The following is a 23719-nucleotide window of genomic DNA, read 5'->3' on the forward strand; positions in this document are numbered from 1 at the left end:
CATCCTCTTTCACACGGGGATGTTTCTTTATTAAGAAATTGATTTTCACAAAGTATATGTGAATAATCAAGGAATCATATTATAATGGAAATAAATTCATTTTTTCTGAGTGAGTGATAAGAACCCACAAAGGTTGTGTTACAAATGCTATGGTTTTATTTTATTCTTTCTTATTTAATTGGAAGTATTATGTTTGGCTTTCTTATCACGAAGATCTTCTATCGAAAAGATATTCGTATTCAAGGCAGCGGTAATGTCGGTGCTAGAAATGCCGGCCGCCTTCATGGTAAAACTGCCTTTGTACTCATTTTTCTCGGCGACGCACTAAAAGGTTCCCTAGTCATTTTAGCAGCACGCCACCTGCAATTCTCGGAGTCTATTCAACTGCTAGGATTAGCATTCGCTATTATCGGTCACATTAAGCCCGTCACCTTAAAATTTAAGGGTGGAAAAGGGATTTCCACCTTCATTGGCGGAATCATCATCTTTGAACCCATTCTTATTCCTGTAATCATCCTAGGATTTGGAATGCTCTACCCTTTCTTGAAAAGCTTTACATTAGCAGGGTTAGGGGCATTTCTTTTTATCCCTGTGGCCCTCTTTTTAAAAAATAATGATTGGCTAAGTTGCATTTTAGCATTAGGTATCCTCGCAATGCTTTACGCAGCACATGCAGAAAATCTTAAAGAAAGGCTGAAACCTAATGAGTAAGCATGAGTTTTTTTTCAAAATTGCCACCACAGCTGATGAATTTGAACAAATCCATCGCTTAAACTATCAAACATTTTCAGAGGAAATTCCACAGCACGCGAAGAATGAGGAGCAAAAATTAGTGGACCCCTTCCATGCTGAAAATACATATATCATTTGTGTAAAAGAAAATGAAGTGATTGGGATGACAGCGATTCGTGATAAACGGCCATTTTCGCTTGATCGAAAAATTGGCCCCGTTGAACAATCACTCTCCTTTCCCGTCTTCTTTCCATGTGAAGTTAGGCTATTATCGGTAAAAAAAGAATATCGAAATGGCCGGGTATTTTTAGGGCTAGCGCAGTTCCTCATAAAATACTGCTTAAAAAAAGGCTACGATATAGCTTTTATTTCGGGTACAGTCCGTCAATTAAAGCTTTATGGTCAGTTAGGATTCCAGCCTTTCGCCCAATTAACCGGGACGGATGAAGCACTCTTTCAACCCATGTACTTGACGAAGAAAACTTTTGATGAGTCGATTGCGGGCAGGATACTCCCTCCAACGATTCCATTCTTACCGGGTCCGGTTCAGATCACGAAAAAGGTCATGAATGCCTTAAGCACAACACCAATTTCCCACCGTTCAGAACATTACAAAGAAAAAATTGCTAGAGCAAAGGATATGCTTGCAAAATTAGTAAACAGTAAATATGTTCATATTTTCCTAGGGTCTGGAACACTTGCCAATGATGTCGTGGCGGGACAGCTTTCTTTAGAATCTGGCAGAGGGCTTATCTTGGCAAATGGCGAATTTGGCAGTCGTTTAGTTGAGCAGGCTAAGCGATTCGGGCTCCAATTTGATGTACTTGAAAAAGATTGGGGACAGGCATTCACCCGTGATGAACTTATTTCTGCTATCTCGGAGACAACGAGTTGGATTTGGGCTGTTCATAGTGAAACTTCCTCTGGTATGCTCAATGATCTTGGTTTATTAAAGGAAATATCAGAAAAGTACGAACTTAAGCTATGCCTGGATTGCATTAGCTCTTTGGGGGCAATTGAAATAGATTTGGATGGGGTATTTTTAGCAACGGGTGTAAGTGGAAAAGCCATTCGCGGACTAACAGGGCTTTCGTTCGTTTTCCACCACCATGAGGTACAGCCTTCATTAGCACTGCCTAAATTTCTGGATTTAGGAACATACATGGCTAAGGGCAGCGTTCCCTTTTCGCAGTCATCCAATCTCTTAGAGGCACTTTTGGCCGCATTAGAGGATGTTAATAGAGAAACTTTTGAAAAAGTAATCGAGACACATACTTTCTTAAAAAATCAGCTAATAGAATTTGGATTTACCATCATCAGTGAACACAACAGCTCGCCGATGATTCTTACGATTGAAATCCCTAGTGGTGTTTCTTCCGTTGTGATTGGGGATATTCTCTATCATCATGGCTACCAGCTGCACTATGAAAGTGACTATCTGCAGCAAAGAAATTGGATTCAAATTGCCTGCATCGACCACTACGATAAAGCGGACCTAGAAAAAATGACGAATCTCTTAAATAGAGTAATAGCCTATGAGCAAAAATCCACACAACATACACTAGTCAACGGTCAATAAGATAGAAAAAAGTCACTGCCACAAGGAGATTGGCAGTGACTTTTTGTGTGCACCAACTATCCACATGAGGGGTAGAAGTGTCCACCCTGGATGGAAAGTGTCCACGAGCGGTGCCTGTCACCATTTTTTTATCCCATTTTTTGTCACCATCTTTTCACCACAATCTTTTTACCGCGACCAATTGCCGACCATCATTTGCAGCGATCCTTTGTATCATTTTTATCATCGAAGCTTTACGGCTTCCCAAATGCTTTGGTCGGTTATGGTGGTATTTCCTTCTAGGTCTGAAATGGTTCGAGCTAAGCGGATGATTTTTATTTGGGTGCGGTTGCTCCAGTTTTTCTTCGCTGCGAGTTGGTGGATTAATTTCTGCTGGTCTGATGTTAATGGGCTTGTTTTTTGCAGCATTTCATAGCTCACTCTACTATTACATAATTCTTTTCCATACCGCTCATACTGCCGGCTTCTTGCAGCTTCTATCCTCCTTTGAACTACTTTTGAGGTGTCCCTTACTATTGTGGTGTCTCTATCAAAGTCAACTGGCTTCATGGTAAGACGAATATCAAACCGGTCACGAAGCGGACCAGAAATTTTATTTTGATAGTTTTGAGCCTGCCGTGGTGTGCATGTGCAATAGTGCGAATTCGAACTAGCATATCCACACGGACACGGATTCATGGCAGCCAGTAAGATAAAGGAAGCAGGATAGGTTAGTGTGGCATGCGTTCTGCTGATGGTGATTTTTCCACTCTCAAACGGCTGGCGAAGCATATCAAGTGTTTTTTTTGGAAATTCAGCAATTTCATCAAGGAATAAGACACCGCGATGAGCTAATGATATCTCCCCAGGCTTTGGATATGTCCCTCCGCCAATAATTGAAATCCCTGAGGCAGAATGATGAGGATTTCGGAATGGAGGGATATTGGCGTAAGGGTAAGGTGTTCCACTTAATTGGTGTAAAGCAATGATTTCAAGGCGTGCTTCTTTTGACAATGGAGGCAGAATAGATGGAAAGCTCTCAGCAAGCATACTTTTTCCACAACCAGGCGGTCCTGTCATCAAGACATGATGTTCCCCGGCTGCCGCCACTTCCAACGCCCTTTTCGTGCCACTATGACCAATAATCTGTTGAAAATCTATATAACTATTATGATCCGAACCAACTTCTTCCTTTTTGGGAGTAAAAAGAGACCCTCCCCTTCCCTCTAAATTCTCAATCACTTCTCTTAAACTAGAAGTATAAATAATTTCCAGTCCGTCAATATCGAGAATTGGCTGCTTGTCGTCATACGGCATATATAACTTTTTAATCCCCAGCCTTTTAGCTGCTAATACGGCTGGCAGCATGCCTTCTACTGGCACTACCGCTCCATCCAGCGACAACGCTCCAATAAACCCATAGTTCTCAGGAATAGAAGTGACCAGTTCATCCAAACTTAACAGCACTCCGATTGCCATAGGTAAATCAAACATGGGACCACTTTTCTTTTGCTCTGAGGGTGATAGGTTTATAATGATTTTTTGACCATTTATGGTATACCCTAATGAACGAAGTGCAGCACTAATTCGTTCCTTCGACTCCTTAACAGCAGCGTCAGGAAGACCCACAATTCGTATCGAATCATTTCCCACAAACGTTTTTACCTCTACATTGAGACGATAACCCTCCATACCTTTCAAACCAATACTCGTTACTTTCGCACACATGGATTTTCCTCTTTTCTGGGAATCATCACAACTTTTCTATTGTCGAGTAAAAATAAATCCATTAGTGGTGTTTTTATGTATTCTTCATAATGCTGAGATGCAGGATCGGGGAAATAGGATAGTAGATGTTTCGTGTCGACCAGCTTGTTTACCTCGCCATACACATAAGCGTTGTAACTGCTCCATGGATAGTCCTCTAGTTGATCGACAAGCCCCGCTTTCAATGGATTGAGGTGGATATACTTGCTGACATCGAATTCGTAATCAAGCGAATCTAGTAATTCGGCACCATAGCGTTTTTCAAAAACGTGGCCGGTAAAATCATATTTCTTATTAAAATACTTGGCAAATTTGGTATTGAAATGACTCATGATAATGGTGGGAGAAGTGTCTGAGGTTTCAATTTGGAGATGAGTATGATTGGACATTAAGCAGAAAGCGTGGAGCGTAAAAGGGAATCGAGTCTTAGTTTCTTGCAATAAACTTAGATATTTAATGCGATCCCCATCATCATAAAATAAGGTAGATTTTCGATTACCTCTACTAGTAATATGATACTTTGCACCTGGAAACCAAGCACGGCGTTTTCGACCCATAGCAGTCACTCCTATTCAATTGGAATTTTGGGAACTAACCTTTTTAAAGAAAGGTTAAAACCGAGGAAAAAAACAAAGCAAAGATTCAAATAGTATCATTCGACACCCTTCCCCAAATTCCTTCCTCAAACTCTAATAAGGAAAAAATTAACATACTGTCCGCCTGAGGTGGACAGTGTCCACGAGCGGTGACAGGCACCCTGGCAGGCACCCTGGCATGATTGCTGTTTTTATGCTATTCTTAAGGGAAATTATATGCTCCATTTATAGACAGATACTATTCTTCTTGGCCCCTTCAACTTTTCCTTCATTTAAGGTTCCTTTTTCAATTTTTCCAAAACTAAAACGGAGGTTTTAATTTGAAAAAATTATTGATTGTTTTATCTAGCTGTATGTTATTGTTCCTTGGAGGTTGTTCGTTTCTCAATGACGCGCAGGACACGATTACTTATATTAATGAAGCAACAGACTATTTAGCCACTGCCACTGAGTTTGCCAGCGATGCCCCAGCACTTGCTCAGCAGGCGATCAGCGATCTCCAGGCTGCAGAAGATTTCCAAACTATGCTTGAACAAATGCAGCAAACAGCTGAGGCTTTTAATGAACTTCAAGCACCGGAGATTGCAGCTGAGCTTCACCAGCAAATCATCGAACAAAACAGTGTGATTATAACTGAAATTGAAACATTCATAAGCAATTTCCAAAACGGCCTGCTTGATCCTGCTATTCTCGAAAACACGGAGTTGTTTCAGACCGTTCAAGATATTACTAGCATAATTGACCAGGTTCAACAGTTAGGCGAATAGTTCATCTCCAAGTCAAGGAGGTAGAGCGGCATGAAAAAATCTCTTATCTTTTTGTTCCTTTTTATCCTGCTAACAGCCTGTAATGCAAAAGGTGAACATGATATTAAAGGAAAGGTAATGGATGTCGAGAACAACAGTATTTTAGTGGAAGATGAAACCCTGGGATTAATCTGGCTCTCTTTACCAGAGGAAAGTACTAGCAAAACTTTCGAAAAAGGTCAAACTGTTGCCGCTTGGACAGATGGAAAAATTAGAGAATCCTACCCATTACAAGGCACCGCTTTATCGATTGAAGTAATCAAATAGAAAAAATGGGGCGTCTGTTGAGACACCCTTTTTTTGTGTTTACAGTTCACCATTATAAAATTGTAAGTATCCGAGTTTCCATGAGATAAAGGCGCTGAGCACTACAGCACCAATCATAAGTATGAAAAAAAGCCAATCAATATACGAAACCGGAATCACACGATAAAATATCCGCTTTTTTTCTCCAGTAAAACCTTTTGATTCCATCGCAAGTGCGGTCCGCTCTGCTTTACGAATGGCACCTGCCAGGAGTGGAATCACGTATCGTTTCAACTGCTGTATTTTTTCCGGTATGGTTCGTGCTCGTGTTACGCCCCGTACTCGATGAGCATTTTGCAAGGTTTGAAACTCCTCCTTAATTAACGGCAGAAATCGGTAGCCTGCTATAATTCCATAGGCAAGCTTTGGCGGCAGCTTGCATTGCTGCATTAAACTGAGAAGAAAATCCGTTGGCTTAGTTGTTAAGGTAAACATAATAGATAACGCAGCAAAGCTTAACACCCTAAGACCAAGTGACACACCTCTTCGAAAACCTTCTCCTGTCAGTGTTAAAAAACCCCATTGCCAAATCACATGATCCCCCTCTTGAAGGCGCGGAAACAGCATAGTTGACCAAACATAAATGAAAGCAATGAATAAAAACGGAGCAAATAACAGCAGCCATTTTTTAAAAGAAACGTGCCCGAATAGGAAGGTCAACGTAACAGACCAGAGTATCGTCAGAAGCGGTGTAATCGGATCAAAAAACACAGATAAGATCAGAATCGATGTGACAATAGCAAATGCTTTGATACTCGGATTCACCTCATGAAGTGACATGAATCTCTCTCCTTACCATTTCATTTTCCATCTGTTTTCTAAACGGCAGCTTCAGCCTAGCACGACTGATGACTTCACAGTTTTCCCACAATCTCTCAGGTGTTCCAGAGAAAATCAATTCTCCCTTATCTAACACATGAACGGTGTCCGCATATTGGTCCACCAGCTCCATATCATGGGTAATCATAAAAACTGCCCCGTCCTTTTCGTCCAGCACACTCATGATTTCATGTGCAGTATTGGCATCCTGACCAAATGTCGGCTCATCGAGGATGAGCAGGTCCTGTTCGTGGACAAGCATGGTCGCTACACTTAAACGCCGCTTCTGCCCTTGGCTCAGTGCAAAAGGATGTGCTCCCGCATGTGTTTCCAGGCCCATTTTTTCAAGAATCGTTGAGACGATTGCTTTTTGCATTAACCCAAAGGAAATTTCCTCATAAACACTGTCCGTGATAAATTGGTGTTCTGGATTTTGAAACACGTAGCCGAGAGACTGATATAGGTCATTCTCCTTCCACTTCGAAAGCGGAACACCGAGAAACTGAATCTCCCCTTGATCAACAGGAAGTAAGCCGGCTAAGCATTTTGATAGGGTCGTCTTTCCAGAACCATTTGCACCAACTAGAGCAGTCCGCTCTCCTTTATGAATACGCAATGTTATATTGTTCAAGTGCCCGCGAGCATAAAGACCATTCACTTCGAGAATAGGTTCTTTTGGGTCCGTCGTTTTGCTTTCTTTTTTAAAAAAAGCACTAGGGTCCTCCAGCCCTGTCAGTAATTCACTAGTGCGAAGCGGGATTCGTTCTCCTTTATAAACACCTGCATCCTTTGCCGTTATTCCAGCTTCCACTACTTTTGGCAGCCAAATGCCTTCCTTTCGCAAATAAGGAGTGAATTCTCCATAACATTGTTCAGGAGTACCATCAAAAAGAAGTGTTCCGTTAGAATCTAGAACCAGACAGCGGTCAATCAGCTCAAACCAATCATCAAGTTTATGCTCGTTGACAATTAGCGTAAACGGACGATACTGTTTTAAGTTCGTGATGGTTTCTACTAATTCTGAGCTGGATTGCGGGTCAAGGTTAGCTGTGGGCTCATCCAGGATGATTACATCTGGTTCGAGTGCCAATACACAAGCTAGCGCGAGCTTCTGCTTTTGCCCTCCAGATAAGGTATGGATGACAGTCTTTTTTTCAGCCTGCAACCCTGCCCATTCTAATGCTCTATCGATCTTTGATTCCATCTCTGCCCGTGGGACATGGAAATTCTCGAGACCAAACGCTACTTCCTCCTCCACGGTCAGCATGCAGAATTGACTCTCTGGATCTTGAAAAACAATTCCTATTTTTTGGTTGAGTTCACCTGGTTTAAACTCATCTAGATTTTTGCCATCAAACATGATTGACCCAGTTATATTTCCATCGACTGCTTCTGGATATAATCTGTTCAAGCAGTATGCAAAGGTACTTTTTCCCGAACCGCTAGGACCTAAAAGGAAAAGCGATTGATTTTTTATGATCGAAAAAGAAAGGTCTTTGAAAATATCCGTATCTTCATAGCTGAATCCGAGACCCGCTGCCTTAATCTGAGGTTCAAACCGGGACATTTCGCTTGTGTTCCTTTCCCAATGGGAAACTGTTCAATGCTCCTGTTTTCGCAAGACCTTCACTTAAATATTTGCCTAGTAATCCTGCCAATAAGGCTCCGCTCACAAGGCGGACAAAGAACATTGCCGTTACATAACCAGACGAAAGGGCAGCAAATCCCGAGACATAAAATCCCCAGGCAAAGCTAAACACCGATGAACCCATCCCTGCTGCCATCAATACCCACGTCGAATAGTTCTTCCATTTCGTAGCAGCAAAAACAGCCTCCGCACCTAAACCTTGAATCATTCCGGAGAGGATTAATTGCGGTCCAACCGCGTTCCCGAGCAAAACTTCAACCGTGGCAGCTACCGTTTCCGAGAGAAAAGCAGCCCCTGGTTTGCGGATAATATACGCTGCAATAATTGAGACGATAAACCAAATTCCAAAAATAATATCATAGCCAATTAAGCCAAATAGACCAAAAAGAACATTCCCGAGCTGGAGAAACAATAAATAGACTACAGCAAAAACAACAGCAAGCACCGATAACACAATAACTTCACGCAGTTTCCATTTTGCCAGCATTTATTTCACCCTCTTTTTCGATGGACTGTTCGCAGACATCGCAACTGTCATGACAATATGCGTTGAATCGCTTTCATGTGCTCCGTGGAAGGCGTCCTCGAGCGTTTTAAAAACCTTGTTTACATCACCATCAAGTCTAGAAGCGTAGTGGACACCTTTCGTGAAGGTTCCCTGATCTTGAGCAAGTTTGCACTGATCCATAATCACATCCATATACGTTGGAATGCCCATTGGATATAGGGCAAATTGGACTGCTACATCCTGTTTGATTTGCAGTGATTTTTCCTCGTTTAGTCGATCTTGGTTTTCGGAAAGGTACACATCCCCGGCTGAATCTCCTGGACATCCATTGGAAAACGTAGCCTGCAGCACAACATGATCACCGTTTTTTGCTGACTCTAAGAATATAGCTTTCACGACATCAAATACATGTTCAGACCGCCCTCTGACAGATGTGCTGACATCATCTGTTTCCATCCAAACCTTTGAAGTATCCACTTCTTCTAAAGCTGATAGAATAATATCTACAAACCTATCAGACATCGGATAAATTGAAAACCGCGCTCCAGTAATCTCACTCGTCCCACAAATATTAGACATTTCACATACCCCCATTGATATTTTGACAACAAAAAAACTGCACCCCACAGGAATGCAGTCGAATCATATCAACATTGATCTCACGATAATCTTTTCCTGCACTTCCCCACGCTAGTATTATCTAGATCGGGTCATAAGGGTCAGACAAACGTCCTCTCAGCCAAAAAGCTCCCCTAGTGCAAAAACCGTATGCAATTTTTCGTTGCCCTAATAATATGATAATATTTCCAATATGTAAAGGGTGTTTTCTTCAGAAATACAGTGCCTTCGTTATGGTGCCTTCGTTACGGTGCCTGTCACCGCTCGTGGACACTGTCCACCTCAGGCGGACACTTACATTTAATAAAGTGTAGATTTCTTAGAATTCCTCTTATCATTACATATCAAGATTAGTCCTTTTTACTTTATAAATATTTTTATGTATTACTCATCCTTAAAAGCTGTCATATCATGAAAAACAATATACAATGATGTATAAACGGTGACAGGCACCAAAAGAGGCACCAAGAGAAGGAGGGTTAATATGGAGGTACAAGGTGTTTTCAAATCGGTCTGCCCGCTGGATTGTCCAGACCAATGTGGTTTGCTTTTGCATAAGGTTGATGGAAAAGTGGTGAAGGTGGAAGGGGATTCGGAGCATCCGGTTACGAAGGGGAATATTTGTAATAAGGTTCGGAATATGGCAGAACGGCTTTATGATGAAAATCGATTAACGTATCCTATGAAAAGGGTGGGAGCTAAAGGTGAAGGCAAATTTGAACGGATTAGCTGGGATGAAGCCATTGAGACGATAACCTCCCGGTGGAAAACGCTTGTCCAGACTGAAGGACCTGAAAGTATCCTGCCATATAGTTTTTACGGAAACATGGGGCGGTTGAATGCCGAGGGAATGGATCGCCGTTTCTTTAACCGCCTTGGAGCGTCGCAGTTAGATCGGAGTATTTGTAATTCTGCCGGTTCGGTTGGTTACAGATATACAATGGGCGGCAGCTTCGGGATTGACCCAGAAGACACCATTCATTCCAAGCTGATTATTCTTTGGGGGATCAACGCAGCTAGTACCAATATGCACCAAGTAGCACTTGCTCAGAAAGCACGCAAACATATCGGAGCTAAAATTGTCTTGATTGATGTGCATAAAAACCAAACTGGCAGATTAGCAGATTGGTTTATCCCAATTTTACCAGGGACTGATACTGCTCTTGCACTTGGAATCATGCATATTTTATTTGCTGAAAACATGGTCGACTCCTCCTTCCTGGATCAATATACAGTTGGCCATGAGGAACTACGCGAACACGTTGTGCAATACGATCCAATTAAAGTATCGGAAATTACAGGAGTTTCTGTCGAGGATATTTATAAGCTTGCTAGAATGTATGGCACTACCTCACCTTCCTTTATTCGGATTGGCAATGGACCGCAGCACCACGACAATGGAGGAATGTTTGTCCGCACGATTTCTTGTCTGCCTGCCTTAACAGGTCAATGGCTAATCAAGGGAGGCGGGGCGATCAAAGGAAATTCAGGCTATCTTTCGGTGAACACAACAAAATTACAGCTTCCAAGATTACTGAAAAATAAACAAACAAGGGTAATAAACATGAATATGCTTGGAGAAGCTTTGTTAACGGCAGATCCACCTATAAAATCAATGTACGTTTACGGCAGTAACCCTGCCGTAGTTGCTCCAGAGGGCAATAAAGTAAGAAAGGGCCTTGAGCGCGAGGATTTATTCGTCGTCGTTCACGATTTATTTTTAACCGAGACCGCAAGATATGCTGATATCGTATTGCCTGCAACATCGTCCTTTGAGAATACAGATATATACACGTCCTACTGGCATCTTTACATTCAGATTCAGGAGCCAGTCGTAGAAGCATATGGTGAGTCTCGTTCAAATGCAGACGTATTCCGTCTGTTGGCCAAAGGAATGGGATTTGAAGAATCTGCATTTCAGGACTCAGATGCAGAAATGATTGTCCAAGCGTTAGACCAACCTGCCAATCCGTATTTGGAAGGTATTAATTATGAAACTTTAGTAGATAAGCAGATTATGAAAGCGAAGGTAACACCGCTGTTTCCTGGTAAGCTGCGAACTCCTAGCAGGAAAATTGAGTTGTACTCAAAGCGGATGAAAGCCAATGGATATCCGCCGCTGCCAACCTATATTCCTTTAATTATTGACGGAGATCATCCTTATCACTTTATTCCGGCACCCAATCACAATTTCTTAAACTCTACCTTTTCAAATAATCAAAAGCATATCAGCCTTGAAAAAGAACCTCGCTTGCATATGAATCGTAGTGATGCGGAGGCTTCGGGTATTGAGGATGGTGACCAAGTCCGTGTCTGGAACCAGCGCGGGGAATGTGTATTAAAAGCGAACGTAGGAGAAAATGTCCTACCAGGAGTGGTTGTCACCCAAGGACTTTGGGCAGATCTAGATGGCACTAAACAAATGGTCAACACCCTAACACCAGACCGAATCGCCGACATGGGCGGCGGCGCAACCTTCTTCTCTGGGCGGGTCAGTGTTGAAAAAATATACAGGGATGTATAAACGGTGACAGGCACCGCCATTCCGGCGGTGCCTCAGCCTCTTGAATGGATCACTTATCGTCTATATCTAATGGTCTCAACTTCGCTTCAATATCTGCACGGTGCGGCTCTAAAAATGGCGGCAGTGCCAGACTTTCTCCTAATGTCTCGATTGGTTCGTCCACGTCGAAACCAGGCGTATCCGTTGATAATTCAAAAAGAATATGATTCGGTTCCCGGAAATAGAGCGCTTTGAAGTAGTACCGTTCGACTTTACCAGAATTCATTAATCCTGACGCCGCAATTCTCTGTGCCCAATACTCATATTCTTCCTCATTCGGAATACGAAAGGCAACATGATGAACACTTCCCCGTCCAGGCCTCACCCGAGGTAGATCAGGTCTCGTTTCAACGTGCACCTCAGCCCCTGAGCCGCCTTCCCCTGTTGAGTAAACCTGAATATCAGGGAAATCTCCTTCGAGCGAAGGATAAGTGCCAGTCTGTGTAAAGCCCATAACCTCCGTTAAGACGTTTACCGTTTTATCGGGAGCACCAACGGTTAAGGTTACAGGACCTAAACCAACGATGGCATGCTCTACGGGTACTTCACTTTTGTCCCAAGGAACACCCGCACGAACTCCTTCTTCGTCGTTATCTGCGACCAAAACTAAACGAGTTCCCTCGAAATCCTGAAAAGCAAGAGAGTCACGATTGTTTCGCTTCTCAATTTGCCCATGGTGAATACCATACTGCTCAAAACGAGATTTCCAGTAGTGGAGTGCCTCCGTGTCCTTCACTCGAAGTGACGTAGATGAAATACTGCCAATGCCAGGATACGTATGACCCAATCCTGGGATATCGAAAAAGGTTATCTCCGTCCCCGGACTTCCCTTTGCATCACCATAAAATAGATGATAAGACTCGGTGTTATCTTGGTTCACAGTTTTCTTGACCAGCCTCAAACCTAAAATCTTTGTATAAAATTGAAAGTTCCGCTCCGCCTTACCCGTTAAGATTGAAACATGATGTAAACCTAACAGTTTCATTTATTGGCCTCCTAATACGAACTTCATGAATAATATCTCGAAATCAAGGTAATTGTACTCAAAAATCTGTTGCCAGTCAAATTACCGACCACAAAACACATTGTTCGCTGCAAGGGAAATTGTTTCAGTTCATGTAATTAGTAAATTAACCCCTTATTAATTAACTACTTAAATAATTAACGAGAGAAAAGGCGTGCCTGAAAATTGGCACGCCTACTTTTTTAGTAACAACTAATAATTGGATGTTAATTGTTAAAGTTGTTTGTTGCTGTGTTCAATAGTTTAATTACCTTTTGTTGGAATCTTTTTAGAATCTGGAGTGACTTCGAATACACCGAATGTACTGAAGTGATCTGTATAAACTGAAATTTCGCCATTATTGTATTCTCCGCCGATTAGTTCCCAGTTCTTTTTCGCTTCATTCCATTTATAAACTTTTACATTATTAAGATTTTTAACCTGATTAGGATCAACCTTAAATGTAAGTTTAACTTGTTCATTAAACTTATGATACTCTTTGCCATCGACTTCGATTTTAAAGTCATAAGCAGCTAATGCAGCTTTTTCTTGCTTTTTCTTCACAAGAATATCAAGATTTTCTGCAAATGGCAGCATAGAAGCAGGAATTTGTACATCTACATTTCCATTGCTAACCACAACCTGTGCACTTGCATTTTTTAATGCTTGAATTTGCGCTTTAGTAAGTGTTAAAGTAGCATTTGTTTTATTTTCAACTTCAACAACAACTACTGTTTTATTCTCAAGGTTTTCAAGTGCATTTTCATTAATTGTATACTTGTTACCTTGTTTAATTACTGGAACCTTAATTTCTACTGGTTCTACATCTTTCACATCAATTATTCGACCTTCAATTTCAGTTGGAATTCCTTCGCTTCCAATACTTACTAAGTGATCACGGAAGTTTTCCCAATCTGAAAGACCTAGGTCAGTTACACGTCCCTCAGCATATGCTTTTGCAAAGACATCATAGCCGTCTCCACCTTTTGCTGTAAAGGCGTTTGTAGCAATAGTGTATTTCACATCATCTTGAACCTCTACATATTTACCAGCTTCATTTAAATAAGATACAGAAACAATACGCTGTTTTGCTGGTTTCGTCATATCATATACCACTTTACCGCCAGCAACATGTAGGAATCCGCCATTTTCTGCTGGGTATTGAGATAGAGAAATTTCAAATGCTGCTTTTAACTCAGCACCTGTTACTTCCATTGTTGCTAGAGTGTTATTAAACGGAAGTACAGTAATTACCTCACCTACAGTGATTGGACCTTGTCCGATCGAGGCACGGATACCTCCACCATTTTGTAATGCCATGATAACATTTTTACCAGTGAATGATTTTGCCTTCTTTAGCATTCCATCTGTAATTAAGTTACCTAAAATAGTTTCATTTTTACGTACACTTGGTTTCGTATTATCACCATTGGTACGAGGAGATTCCAATGCTATTGGAGTAGTTACACCAATTTCTGTAGTAGATACCTTAGTTACGTGTGTTTGATATGGCTCCAAAACTTTTACTGCTTCAGGGTCAGCAGCAATTTTAGAATCAATTGCAATTAATTTGCCATTATGAGCAATTACAACACCATTATCATCAAACTCAACATTTAAGACACCTAGGTTGCTGTTTGAGTTTCCAGTTTGGACAATTACAGTAGGAGTTGCATCTTTCGCAATAACCGTTGGTTTTGCTAATGTTGTATGGCTATGTCCGCCCACAATCACGTCAATGCCTTCTACTTGTTCTGCAAGGATTAAGTCATTATCGATAGTTGCATTGTCGTCATAACCAATATGAGTTAACGCAACGATACGATCAACACCTTGTAGTTCTAGTGCTTCCACTGCTTTTTTCGCTTCTGCAATATAGTTTTCAAATGCAATAGTACCTGGACTTGAGATATCTGCTGTCTCTTCAGTTGTTAAACCAAAAATACCAACTTTTTCACCATTTACTTCTTTGATGATTCCATTGTAAATTTGACCATTTTCAAAATCTGTCACAATTGAATCATTGAATAACCCATCAAATTTAGCATCTTTTGAAAAATCAACGTTTGCACTTACAAATGGAAAATTAGCTCCCTTAATAAAGTCAACTAATTTTTGATGTCCTTGAGCTGAAGAACCTAAGTCAAATTCATGGTTACCAAAAGTCATTGCATCAAATTTCATCAAGTTCATCATATCTAGGTCTGCTTTTCCTTGGAATTCATTAAAGAACAATGTTCCGGTAAATGCATCCCCAGCATGAAGAAGAAGTGCTCCTGGATTTGTTCCTCTTACATCCTTCACAGCTGTTACTGTTCTAGGCATGTTTTCTAAAGCTGCGTGTGTATCATTTGCATGAATAATGGATAAGTCAGGGAAATCTAGTTGAACCAATACAGGATCATGGTCAGATGCTTGTCCCTGTGCTTCCGTGAAATTAGCATTGATATGAATCATATCAACTGCAGTGTTTGGTACGAGATTATTTGTAACTAGAATATGGTCTAATACTTGGTTGTTGCCTTGGAAGAAGTAAGAGAAACGATCTTCAGCAGGAACTTTATCAACCATATTTGTTAAAACATTGCCTTTTAGTGTGTCAAGAACTGGTGTGAATTCAAAATCATTCATATCCCCAGTAACAACTACATTAAGAGCTGGATTTTGTGCAAGGCCTGCTTTAATAAAGCTGTTAATTTCCTGGGCCAATTTTAGACGTTGAACTTCTGAGTTTAATTTTGGAGGCTGGCTGGATCCCCATAGAGATTCATCTCCACCCTTAGAATTCAAGTGATTACCGATTACTACGACACGTTGACCTTGGAACTCAAATTCTGCAGCGATTGGTTTACGTGTTCCAGAGAATACTTCTGGATTAATGACACCTGGGTTAAGTTTTAGGTTACCATTTTCAGTCCATCCGTTTGCTTGAGTTGCTTCACCCTTTGTTCCTTGAACCAATGTAACACGTTCTGGATTATAAAGGTATCCGACGCGAATATTACCGCCAGGGGCACCACCGCTTGTATTGTTTACAGGTGCAACATCTGTCCATTGATATGTTGGGCCGCCTGCCACTTTGATCGCTTCAATTAAACGTTTGTAACTTTCTGTTGCATCTGAATTTCCTGAATCAGTTTCACCGTCATTATCTTGAACTTCTATAAGAGTAATGATGTCAGGAGACTTCATATTTTCCACAAATGTCTTTGCGATTTTTGCTACTTTATGATCTGGTGTGTTTGCTGTATTATTTGAGAAGTTTTCAACATTGTAAGATGCAACCGTTAATTTTTCTTCTGCAGGTACAATATGCGTAACTTCTTGTTTTAAATCTGCTTTGATTAGAGCAGGCAATTTGGTCTTATCAGTCGCTACTTGATAACCGTTAGATGAATAAGTTACGATACCCTCTACAGTACCATCAAACTTATCACCAGAACGGAAATCAGAACCAACATTATCAAGGAATATCTTCTCTGGATTGTAATCGTCTTTTGCGATATTCAATCCGCCCAAAACATTCAATTGATTGTTTGTCGTACTTTCCACAACGATTGGTACATCGTTAGAATATGGAGGTCCGACTACAAGGGCATTCGGGAATGATACGCGCATGTACTCAACAGATTCCCAGAAGTCAATACCATCTTCTGCTGGGTCAAATGACTGCATTTGATCATTATCAATGACCTTGTTTGGAGGCACGATATCTTTGCCAACTTCAAGTGGTGCTGGCAATGCAGCTGTACCTGTTATTGTAACTGTAGTTGCAGTAATTCTTGTTGTAGACAGGTTCGCACCGCCGCCAGTTTCTGTAACTTTTCCGTCAACCGTTACTGTATCACCGACATTCACTCCGTGAGCTGTTTTAGATACTTCAATTGCTTCAGATGTTGCATTGTCATTGTCTGCGGTAGTAACATCCTGCATTACAAAGCTGTTGTTATTAAATTTGTGAGTTACAACTCCTGTAATTCCCTGAACGGAAGCTCCGTTATATTCGGAAACATGTCCTTTTCCTTGAATATCATGGATGGCAATCCCTTGAGTATTTAAAATTTTATACGTAAAACTAAATACCTCACTTACAGTACCGTTCACAACTGCAATCGCTTTAATAGTTGTTTCACCAGTTTCCAATGTAATTGGTTCAACATATTTTGCGCTTGCTGCAGTTGGAGTTGTTCCATCTGTTGTGTAAAAAATCTCAGCACCTTCAAGGCCAGAGTTCAATACAATTTTTGTTCCAGCCGGGACAACACCTTGACCAATAGTAGTATAAACTGCTGGTTTATTAACTAAGTCATAACTATCAAGACCAGTAGTCTTTAAGTTAAATCCTTTATCATCTATAGAACCAAGTCCAACAATATGAACTAAATCGCCTTCCTTATAATGTTTAATTAATTCATCATAAGTAGAACCTGTCCGATTATCATGAATTACTCTTACTTTGTCGCCATTATCAAACACAGCTTGGAAAGTAGCAGTACCGTAGCTATCCTTTGTCATTTCAGAGATTGTTACTCTTTCTAGCTTCAGTAATTCACCTTGAGTCGTTTCATCTACTTGCCTAACAGACTGTGCTGCAGGAAGTGGATTTCCATTGGATACGATTACAAGATTCGTAGGTTTGATCTCTAATTCACCTTTGTATAATACTAAATCGCCAGTAATTTTTACTTGATCGCCTGGTTTTACATTTTGTGGGCTATTATAGACATACATGCCGCCAGTTGCATCTTGTATATAGAATGTTTCGCTGCCCCAAAGACCTGTATTTGTTGTCGCGATACCTTCAATTGTTACAGAATGATTTGCACCAAGTTGACGTGCATCTGAAACGGAAATCACTGTTGGTTCTGGAGCTGGTTCACTAGGAGCCGTACCGCCCATTTCATGCTTTCCAAGCTCAGTTAAGACATCTTTTCCTTTGCTAGTCCATTCGTTATTTCTATCAAACGCATCTGTTATGTTTGTATCTCCTGATGTAATATTGCTGTTTCTTACAAGAGTAAGGTCCGCTAAAACATTTTCAACTGAACCTACTTGTCCGATTGAATCAACAACCTGTCCATTTTTCTTAAGTACGATTTGGTCGTTACCATTGAAATTAATAACAGTTTTTTTATCGTCATACTTGTTAGTTACCTTTAGAATGTCAGCATGTGCATCTGAACGACTAATAACATAAGTATCACCAGCTGCAACCTTTCCATCTAATGGTAAAACTAGATTCGTAGTTGTGACACCTGTAGTTGCAGTACTACTATTATTATATAATTCTAGTGTATATCCAGTTAGGTCAACTTCTGCACCTGTTCCATTAAATAGTTCAATAGCTTTATTAAAACTAGATCCCTCTATATATTCTGAAATAATCAAATCCGTAGCTTTAACAGTTTCAGCCCTTGCATTAGTGCCGGCTACTGGTGAAAGCAAACTCATTAGTAAGACAGGCACTGTGACAATACTCAAACTCTTCTTATGGCTTCTTTTCATTTTTCTCCCCCTATGCCTTATAAAAGACATTTACATTGTATTAATTGTTTGAATAACCCTCTAAATCTCCAAGTCTAGATATCAACCAAGTTTATCTATTACTTCGGATAAAGATATAATCATAAAGCGCTTTCAAAAGTAGCGAATTTCTTACTACTTCTATTATTCAAAAACCTCCCGTAAAAATTATATAATTATATAATTTTTCTAACAAGCTAAATTATAATTTTGTGAAATTTTGACGATTTTTCTTTATTATGATTAGTATTAATTTTAGAAATTATAGGATTCTATCCTGTGGGAAATAATTATTACGCGGTGAAAAGTTATTATTGTTTAGTTCGTTTTTAATAAACATTTTTCGACAGCTTCCAGAAATGGTGCCGTGAGACAGACAAAACTAACGGAACCAGTTTTGCCTGATTCCGTTAGAAATATCTTTCTGCTTCATTAATACCTAAAAATTTTAGAACTTAAAAACCTGCATCATTTACGTACTTTTATTTTCATAACCTAATATAGATTACTATACTTATAAAACATATAAATAAAAAGCTGGCATGAGTACGATTCAATATCGACTTCACACCAGCAAGTTACTGTTAATATTTTGGGACACCAGTCTACCGTCCTACTTCGTCGCACTTTACCTTGAATTGGTTCACTTGCTAGAGTTCCCCATTCTTAAAGATTCTTTGACCCAAGTTATCAAGAAATGCACACACCTTGTCTATTGACTTTGGCTCATGAATTGATTTCTGAAAAGACGATGTCCAGTCTCGTCCTGATATGAATGAAGTTCGTCCCTCTAAAGAATCCACCTCAGGGGGAATTGTACGGCCCGGCTACTGGTTGTAATCCCAAAGAATTGTCCACTTATCTTTTTCTTGAACGGCAAATACCTCTTGTTCAAGGTCGAAATTGCCATATTTTCCTTTGTAGGTTTGGGTAACCAAGATTTTGTAGACGTTTTTTAAGGCTGGCCCTGACTTGGACATTTTCCATTGGTCAATCTTTTCAGGTTCACTCATTGTAAAATTAAAGGTTTCAACGCCAAAGTGGTTCATAAATACATGAGCACGGTCTTGGATATAATGCCCTTTACCGAATCTTTCCTTCATCGTTGAATGAAAAAGGCCCCAGGACGAAGCAAATTCCCCCTCCTGTTCATACAAATAAAACTCCTCGACCACAGCAGCAGCCTCTTCATCAGGCGAAAACCAAGCACCTTTTATTAACAAAACAACAGTAACTATACACCCCAGTAAGACTATTCCCACTATAAACCCTTTAATCGAAGTTGACTTTCTAGACATGGACCTCTCCTTTAGCACAGACTTCCCATACTAAAGACTATGTCCAGCCCCTTCTAAATATTAATGAAGTTCTCCTCACCATCTGTCCACCTGAGGTGGACAGTGTCCACGAGCGGTGACAGGCACCACTGGAGCACCACTCGATCAGCGGAATTCTTTTTCTATATAATCTAGTTCTTCCTGCGGGGTAAGTAGACGGGTGGCTTTGCCGATGTTTCCTTTTTGGTAGGACCAAATGCGGTTGTGGGCGCTTACGGCGTTGGTGAAGTCTTTCCCAATCCAGGGTTCTAGGATGTCTATAAGCATTTGTTTCGTGCTGCTATTTTTGAAGTTCTTATTTTTTATTACATCATATAGTATCTGTACTTTATCAGCGGTGATTTCGGAGGATCCCCATTTTTTGTCTGCCTCCACCTTCTGATGAGTCATGTTGTGAACTTCTTGTATAAGTTCCCCTTCATTCATAGCTTCATATTGTTCCATTACTTTCGTTGATACCGGGGTCTCAAAGCTTTTATCGATTTTTGTTTGTGCCTCTTTTGCGGCAACGGGGTCATTTTTCTTACCAGTGATTTTCAAGTTGCTATCTTCACTTAGAAAAAAATAAACTCCCACGATACAAGCTAGAATCCCAACGATAGGACCCCACACTTTCACCTTCTTCATTGCGCTCTCCCCCTAAACTCTAAATCTATCTTTTTTGGCAAAAGCCCAATTTCTATTAATTATACAAAATTATCCCAGATACTTGTACTGATTATTTAAGACAGGGTTAACACCTATGAGTATTTACCACTATTTTTTAAAAAATTATCTGATAATTACGCAAAAATGCAAATTTCCCTAACTAAATTCCATTTATCACACAAAACATGATTGTTCTGACAATTTCGTTGAAGTTATGTATTTCAATGCCGTTCGATACTCTCTACGTTTCTCGATATGGTAAAGGTACCCGGGAATAACATGAAAAGCGCGCTTTCTGAAAGGGACTATCCTTGGAGAGCTTTGAACAGTTAGCTATTCAATATGAACCAATGATTCAACGAATTATTTCCTCACTTCACATATATAAAAACAAAGACGAATTCCGCCAGCAAGGTCTTATCGCACTGTGGGAGGCAAGCAAGCGGTTTGACCCCGGAAAAGGGAATTTTTCCACCTACGCTTATCATTATATAAAAGGATATATACTCATGGAATTAACGAAGGAAACGGTGGAGTCGGAAAGAAATTTTTACCCGAAGGAAGAATTCTGGGAATATGCAGAAGCTCCGTGTACTGGAGAGGCACCTCTAGAAAAAGATATTTTCATGCGATATGGTCGTAATCTAACACCCAATCAAAGAAAATGGCTTTTTCATACGGCTGTTGAAGGCTTAAGTGTTAGCGAAATTGCCGAAAAGGAAAAGGTTTCACTTTCTGCAGTAAAAAGTTGGCGAAAAGGAGCGCGCGAAAAATTAAAAATAGCCATGGGATCTAAAGCATAATGAAAAAGGTGCCTTCCATAAAAATGGTTTGGCACCTTTACATCAGAACAACGACCCAGTAGCAATGGAGGAAAAATATCAGTGTATAGAAACATGAGGCAAAGACCGTGAGTCCCTTTGTAAGGGAAGATTTTGGTACTCTCTTAAAAAGAATAAACATATAAAGGCACAGCGAAAATACGATCTTAATAATCAAAAACATGGACGGCTCTGCTTCATATATTTTAAGCATGAGCGGGTTCATTTCCTGTATTAGTGATTTTTCCAAACCAAAATAAGTTATGAAACCGTCAAATATATTTAAGAGAGATAAATAATGAAAGAGCAAGACCATTGGGTCCCTCACCTCCTGGTTGTTCCTAATAACGAATTTCCTTATTAATAGCAGGATATCCTTCATAGGAGAAAATTAATCGTTAGACAATTTTCTCTATAATCTTTTCGATATTACCGTAACAAGGGTAAATAACAATTTATAAACATTTAAAATTGACGTTACAGGTCGAGTTTTAAAAAGAAAACTCGAAGGAAAGTGCTTAACTTGAAATCGTGCTAAGATAAACATACACAAGGGTGGAGGGGAAAAAGATGGTTAGTATAGAAAAAAGGATAACCGCTGAAAAGTGGTTTAACGAATATTTTACTAAAGGGAATCTAAATGTTTTAGATGAAGTCACAACAGCTGATTTTTTATATCATTCAAGAAATGGTGACAATACTAGAGAAAAAATGAAAGAATTCATGTCGTGGTATCGTTCTGTTTTTCAAGACGATGAATGGGTAATTGATGACTTTATTGAGCAGGGAGAAAAGTTAGTAGTTCGTTATACAGGCTGGATGACGTATAAGGGCGGATGGTTCAATATCCCTTCAGAAAACCAGCGGGTAAAGGAAACGGGTATTATGATTTTTCTTTTTCATGAAGGTAAAGTCAAAGAGCTTTGGTGCGAAAATAGTGACGCAGCTATTCTTTTTGAGTTAGGAGCTTTAACCAAAAACACTCATAAGGCTTTTTGACCCAAATTCAAAGGCTCAGAGTCTAAACTAACTCTGAGCCTTTGTTATTAGGTAACGATGTATGGCCATTGGAATCTGAAGTCGAACGTTGCATGTTTCTTTCCACTTAGGACTGCCATTTTACAGTTTCCATTCTGGAAAATCTTTCGTTTTTTGTTTTTCATATTCTGTCATTCGTGAGTACGAGTGTGACAGTTTTGAAAGGATGTACCCTTGAGGGCTAGCGGTTTTTTCGTCGCCGTTAACCTCTTGTAGTTTAATAGTGGTAAACATAATGGCTATTTGAGCTAAACTCTCGATTGTGTCCATCAATTCAGGGTTGTCATTGTAATTTTTCTTGGCAATGGCATAAACCGTATCCAGTCTGCTCCTTATATGCTTTAATGTTTCTGCGTCAAATTGGTCTTTTTTCATTACATTTCACCCCTTATTACTAAAGCATATGGAATTTCAAAGGATATGGAACGTACGAAAATAAATAAATATTTTTAAGAATAAAGCCGTTTTAATAGAAAAAAGGCATTTTCTCTGTTGAAATGAGAAAATGCCTTTTACACCTATCGATTATTTATCAAATACTGATAACATGCAACGGCGTCAACCTGTTTAAAGCCTTCCTGAACGTATAACGCCTGTGCCCGCTCATTTTCTCCGTTAACACTAAGTATCGTTCGTTTATAGCCTTTTTCCTTAGCAAACCTTAATGAAGCCCTTAGCAGGCTTCTTCCTAATCCGCGGCCTTGGTACTCAGGTAAAATAGCGACAGGGCCAATGTTCATAATCGGTGCTTCTTCATATTCATCATCGGCTCCTCTAATCACCCCTACTGGCTTACCCTGGTGAAATAGGATCATCATCCCGCCTTCCAGGTAATCATCATCGATTAGCAATGTTTTTACACCCTCCGTGGTAAGAGGTGTTTCACTGCCTTTCAGTTTTGAAAAAGCAGCATTTCGTACGGTTAACCAATTTTCTTCATCCTGGTCAGGACGAAATGCTTTAAGTTCGTACCCGTTTGGCAGTTCGACTTCCGGTACGTCTAGATCTTCTCTTACAAGCAGGAAAGCATATCTTTCTACAGAAAACTTCAAGCCTTCAATCATCTCTATCAAATTTTTATTTCCTACTGGGATAAACAGAAAAACCTTTTCTAGGCTAGTAGTATGTTTTAAGAGTTTCTCTAGCAGCTGCTGATAGCATTGTATATCTTGGGTTTCGCTATGAAAAATCCGAAACCGAGCCCTTCTTCCACGCTTATGATAATCATCCATAACCAGCGAGGCGGCTCCGACAATTTGATCCTGTTGATTTAGTGCAAGATATGTTGGATTTTCATCCCCTGCCTGAAACTTCAATAAATCAAAATCATACAAATAGGAATCATCTAGCTCACTTCTATGCTTCTTACAATAAGCAACAAAATCGAGAACTCTCTCTTTTTCTAAGCCTTCCACTCTCACCCTGGGT

Annotated in this window: 20 protein-coding genes and 1 riboswitch; of the genes, 7 read left to right on the forward strand and 13 right to left on the reverse strand. The window is 40.1% G+C overall.

Going from position 1 to position 23719, the window contains the following annotated elements; translation table 11 throughout:
• Positions 1 to 144 precede the first annotated feature (144 nt).
• Together QNH29_RS26265 and QNH29_RS26270 are read left to right on the forward strand one after the other, a co-directional pair.
• Complete coding sequence (locus QNH29_RS26265) at positions 145 to 711, forward strand: glycerol-3-phosphate acyltransferase (protein ID WP_283862203.1); 567 nt, start codon at positions 145 to 147, stop codon at positions 709 to 711.
• Positions 704 to 2311, forward strand: coding sequence for an aminotransferase class V-fold PLP-dependent enzyme (locus QNH29_RS26270; protein WP_283862204.1), 1608 nt, complete (start codon positions 704 to 706; stop codon positions 2309 to 2311). The genes QNH29_RS26265 and QNH29_RS26270 overlap by 8 nt, the downstream gene beginning before the upstream one ends.
• Positions 2312 to 2533: 222 nt before the next feature.
• Here the strand turns inward: QNH29_RS26270 and QNH29_RS26275 are convergent, their stop codons facing one another.
• Positions 2534 to 4018, reverse strand: a complete 1485-nt coding sequence (locus tag QNH29_RS26275) for a YifB family Mg chelatase-like AAA ATPase (RefSeq protein WP_283862205.1) — start codon at positions 4016 to 4018, stop codon at positions 2534 to 2536.
• A complete protein-coding gene (locus tag QNH29_RS26280; protein WP_283862206.1) occupies positions 4003 to 4614 on the reverse strand; it encodes a transposase in 612 nt (203 codons plus the stop codon). The genes QNH29_RS26275 and QNH29_RS26280 overlap by 16 nt, the downstream gene beginning before the upstream one ends.
• Positions 4615 to 4973: 359 nt before the next feature.
• Between QNH29_RS26280 and QNH29_RS26285 the strand changes: the two genes are divergently transcribed.
• Positions 4974 to 5420: a DUF6376 family protein gene (locus QNH29_RS26285; RefSeq protein WP_283862207.1), complete on the forward strand. Its 447-nt coding sequence runs from the start codon at positions 4974 to 4976 to the stop codon at positions 5418 to 5420.
• Positions 5421 to 5450: 30 nt separating this feature from the next.
• Positions 5451 to 5726 (forward strand): DUF3221 domain-containing protein, encoded by a 276-nt coding sequence (locus tag QNH29_RS26290; RefSeq protein ID WP_283862208.1) that lies wholly within the window; start codon positions 5451 to 5453, stop codon positions 5724 to 5726.
• Between the two features lie 39 nt (positions 5727 to 5765).
• Here QNH29_RS26290 and QNH29_RS26295 read toward each other — a convergent pair whose 3' ends face one another.
• From QNH29_RS26295 to QNH29_RS26310, 4 genes are read right to left on the reverse strand one after another with little or no spacing between them, the layout of a single operon-like run.
• Positions 5766 to 6545 (reverse strand): energy-coupling factor transporter transmembrane component T family protein, encoded by a 780-nt coding sequence (locus QNH29_RS26295; RefSeq protein ID WP_283862209.1) that lies wholly within the window; start codon positions 6543 to 6545, stop codon positions 5766 to 5768.
• A complete protein-coding gene (locus QNH29_RS26300; protein WP_283862210.1) occupies positions 6532 to 8151 on the reverse strand; it encodes an ABC transporter ATP-binding protein in 1620 nt (539 codons plus the stop codon). Before QNH29_RS26300 ends, QNH29_RS26295 begins: the two co-directional genes overlap by 14 nt.
• The gene (locus tag QNH29_RS26305) at positions 8138 to 8719 is read right to left on the reverse strand and encodes an ECF transporter S component (RefSeq protein WP_283862211.1); all 582 of its coding nucleotides are present in this window, start codon (positions 8717 to 8719) and stop codon (positions 8138 to 8140) included. Before QNH29_RS26305 ends, QNH29_RS26300 begins: the two co-directional genes overlap by 14 nt.
• A complete protein-coding gene (locus QNH29_RS26310; protein WP_283862212.1) occupies positions 8720 to 9319 on the reverse strand; it encodes a YkoF family thiamine/hydroxymethylpyrimidine-binding protein in 600 nt (199 codons plus the stop codon).
• Positions 9320 to 9405: 86 nt separating this feature from the next.
• A riboswitch (TPP riboswitch) is annotated at positions 9406 to 9504 on the reverse strand.
• A gap of 338 nt (positions 9505 to 9842) precedes the next feature.
• Between QNH29_RS26310 and QNH29_RS26315 the strand changes: the two genes are divergently transcribed.
• Positions 9843 to 11882 carry a molybdopterin-containing oxidoreductase family protein gene (locus QNH29_RS26315; RefSeq protein WP_283862213.1) on the forward strand — a complete coding sequence of 680 codons (2040 nt, stop codon included), beginning with the start codon at positions 9843 to 9845 and terminating at the stop codon, positions 11880 to 11882.
• Between the two features lie 49 nt (positions 11883 to 11931).
• On the opposite strand, the gene QNH29_RS26320 is transcribed toward QNH29_RS26315, so the two are convergent.
• The 4 genes from QNH29_RS26320 to QNH29_RS26335 all read right to left on the reverse strand — a co-directional run bounded on the left by QNH29_RS26320 (position 11932) and on the right by QNH29_RS26335 (position 20411).
• Positions 11932 to 12906 (reverse strand): ring-cleaving dioxygenase, encoded by a 975-nt coding sequence (locus QNH29_RS26320; RefSeq protein WP_283862214.1) that lies wholly within the window; start codon positions 12904 to 12906, stop codon positions 11932 to 11934.
• 282 nt (positions 12907 to 13188) lie between these two features.
• Positions 13189 to 18429 carry a 5'-nucleotidase C-terminal domain-containing protein gene (locus QNH29_RS26325; protein ID WP_283862215.1) on the reverse strand — a complete coding sequence of 1747 codons (5241 nt, stop codon included), beginning with the start codon at positions 18427 to 18429 and terminating at the stop codon, positions 13189 to 13191.
• A gap of 845 nt (positions 18430 to 19274) precedes the next feature.
• Complete coding sequence (locus QNH29_RS26330) at positions 19275 to 19745, reverse strand: hypothetical protein (protein WP_283862216.1); 471 nt, start codon at positions 19743 to 19745, stop codon at positions 19275 to 19277.
• A gap of 144 nt (positions 19746 to 19889) precedes the next feature.
• A complete protein-coding gene (locus tag QNH29_RS26335; protein WP_283862217.1) occupies positions 19890 to 20411 on the reverse strand; it encodes a DUF6241 domain-containing protein in 522 nt (173 codons plus the stop codon).
• Positions 20412 to 20743: 332 nt separating this feature from the next.
• On the opposite strand from QNH29_RS26335, the gene QNH29_RS26340 reads away from it, so the two are divergent.
• Positions 20744 to 21235, forward strand: coding sequence for a sigma-70 family RNA polymerase sigma factor (locus tag QNH29_RS26340; RefSeq protein ID WP_283862218.1), 492 nt, complete (start codon positions 20744 to 20746; stop codon positions 21233 to 21235).
• Between the two features lie 37 nt (positions 21236 to 21272).
• Here the strand turns inward: QNH29_RS26340 and QNH29_RS30510 are convergent, their stop codons facing one another.
• A complete protein-coding gene (locus QNH29_RS30510) occupies positions 21273 to 21635 on the reverse strand; it encodes a DUF5658 family protein (RefSeq protein WP_481858759.1) in 363 nt (120 codons plus the stop codon).
• 188 nt (positions 21636 to 21823) lie between these two features.
• On the opposite strand from QNH29_RS30510, the gene QNH29_RS26345 reads away from it, so the two are divergent.
• The gene (locus QNH29_RS26345; protein WP_283862219.1) at positions 21824 to 22252 is read left to right on the forward strand and encodes an ester cyclase; all 429 of its coding nucleotides are present in this window, start codon (positions 21824 to 21826) and stop codon (positions 22250 to 22252) included.
• A 120-nt stretch (positions 22253 to 22372) separates the two neighbouring features.
• On the opposite strand, the gene QNH29_RS26350 is transcribed toward QNH29_RS26345, so the two are convergent.
• Complete coding sequence (locus QNH29_RS26350) at positions 22373 to 22666, reverse strand: hypothetical protein (protein ID WP_283862220.1); 294 nt, start codon at positions 22664 to 22666, stop codon at positions 22373 to 22375.
• Positions 22667 to 22809: 143 nt separating this feature from the next.
• On the reverse strand, positions 22810 to 23712 hold the full coding sequence (locus QNH29_RS26355; RefSeq protein ID WP_283862221.1) for a GNAT family N-acetyltransferase: 903 nt from the start codon (positions 23710 to 23712) through the stop codon (positions 22810 to 22812).
• Positions 23713 to 23719 lie beyond the last annotated feature (7 nt).

The organism is Neobacillus sp. DY30, assembly GCF_030123065.1.
In the GTDB taxonomy this organism is placed as follows: domain Bacteria; phylum Bacillota; class Bacilli; order Bacillales; family Cytobacillaceae; genus Neobacillus.

Coding starts and splice junctions, on each gene's coding strand:
- QNH29_RS26265 (WP_283862203.1), top strand. CDS start 145: ATGCTATGGTTTTATTTTATTCTTTCTTATTTAATTGGAAGTATTATG.
- QNH29_RS26270 (WP_283862204.1), top strand. CDS start 704: ATGAGTAAGCATGAGTTTTTTTTCAAAATTGCCACCACAGCTGATGAA.
- QNH29_RS26275 (WP_283862205.1), bottom strand. CDS start 4,018: ATGTGTGCGAAAGTAACGAGTATTGGTTTGAAAGGTATGGAGGGTTAT.
- QNH29_RS26280 (WP_283862206.1), bottom strand. CDS start 4,614: ATGGGTCGAAAACGCCGTGCTTGGTTTCCAGGTGCAAAGTATCATATT.
- QNH29_RS26290 (WP_283862208.1), top strand. CDS start 5,451: ATGAAAAAATCTCTTATCTTTTTGTTCCTTTTTATCCTGCTAACAGCC.
- QNH29_RS26295 (WP_283862209.1), bottom strand. CDS start 6,545: ATGTCACTTCATGAGGTGAATCCGAGTATCAAAGCATTTGCTATTGTC.
- QNH29_RS26300 (WP_283862210.1), bottom strand. CDS start 8,151: ATGTCCCGGTTTGAACCTCAGATTAAGGCAGCGGGTCTCGGATTCAGC.
- QNH29_RS26305 (WP_283862211.1), bottom strand. CDS start 8,719: ATGCTGGCAAAATGGAAACTGCGTGAAGTTATTGTGTTATCGGTGCTT.
- QNH29_RS26310 (WP_283862212.1), bottom strand. CDS start 9,319: ATGTCTAATATTTGTGGGACGAGTGAGATTACTGGAGCGCGGTTTTCA.
- QNH29_RS26315 (WP_283862213.1), top strand. CDS start 9,843: ATGGAGGTACAAGGTGTTTTCAAATCGGTCTGCCCGCTGGATTGTCCA.
- QNH29_RS26320 (WP_283862214.1), bottom strand. CDS start 12,906: ATGAAACTGTTAGGTTTACATCATGTTTCAATCTTAACGGGTAAGGCG.
- QNH29_RS26325 (WP_283862215.1), bottom strand. CDS start 18,429: ATGAAAAGAAGCCATAAGAAGAGTTTGAGTATTGTCACAGTGCCTGTC.
- QNH29_RS26330 (WP_283862216.1), bottom strand. CDS start 19,745: ATGTCTAGAAAGTCAACTTCGATTAAAGGGTTTATAGTGGGAATAGTC.
- QNH29_RS26335 (WP_283862217.1), bottom strand. CDS start 20,411: ATGAAGAAGGTGAAAGTGTGGGGTCCTATCGTTGGGATTCTAGCTTGT.
- QNH29_RS30510 (WP_481858759.1), bottom strand. CDS start 21,635: ATGAAGGATATCCTGCTATTAATAAGGAAATTCGTTATTAGGAACAAC.
- QNH29_RS26345 (WP_283862219.1), top strand. CDS start 21,824: ATGGTTAGTATAGAAAAAAGGATAACCGCTGAAAAGTGGTTTAACGAA.
- QNH29_RS26350 (WP_283862220.1), bottom strand. CDS start 22,666: ATGAAAAAAGACCAATTTGACGCAGAAACATTAAAGCATATAAGGAGC.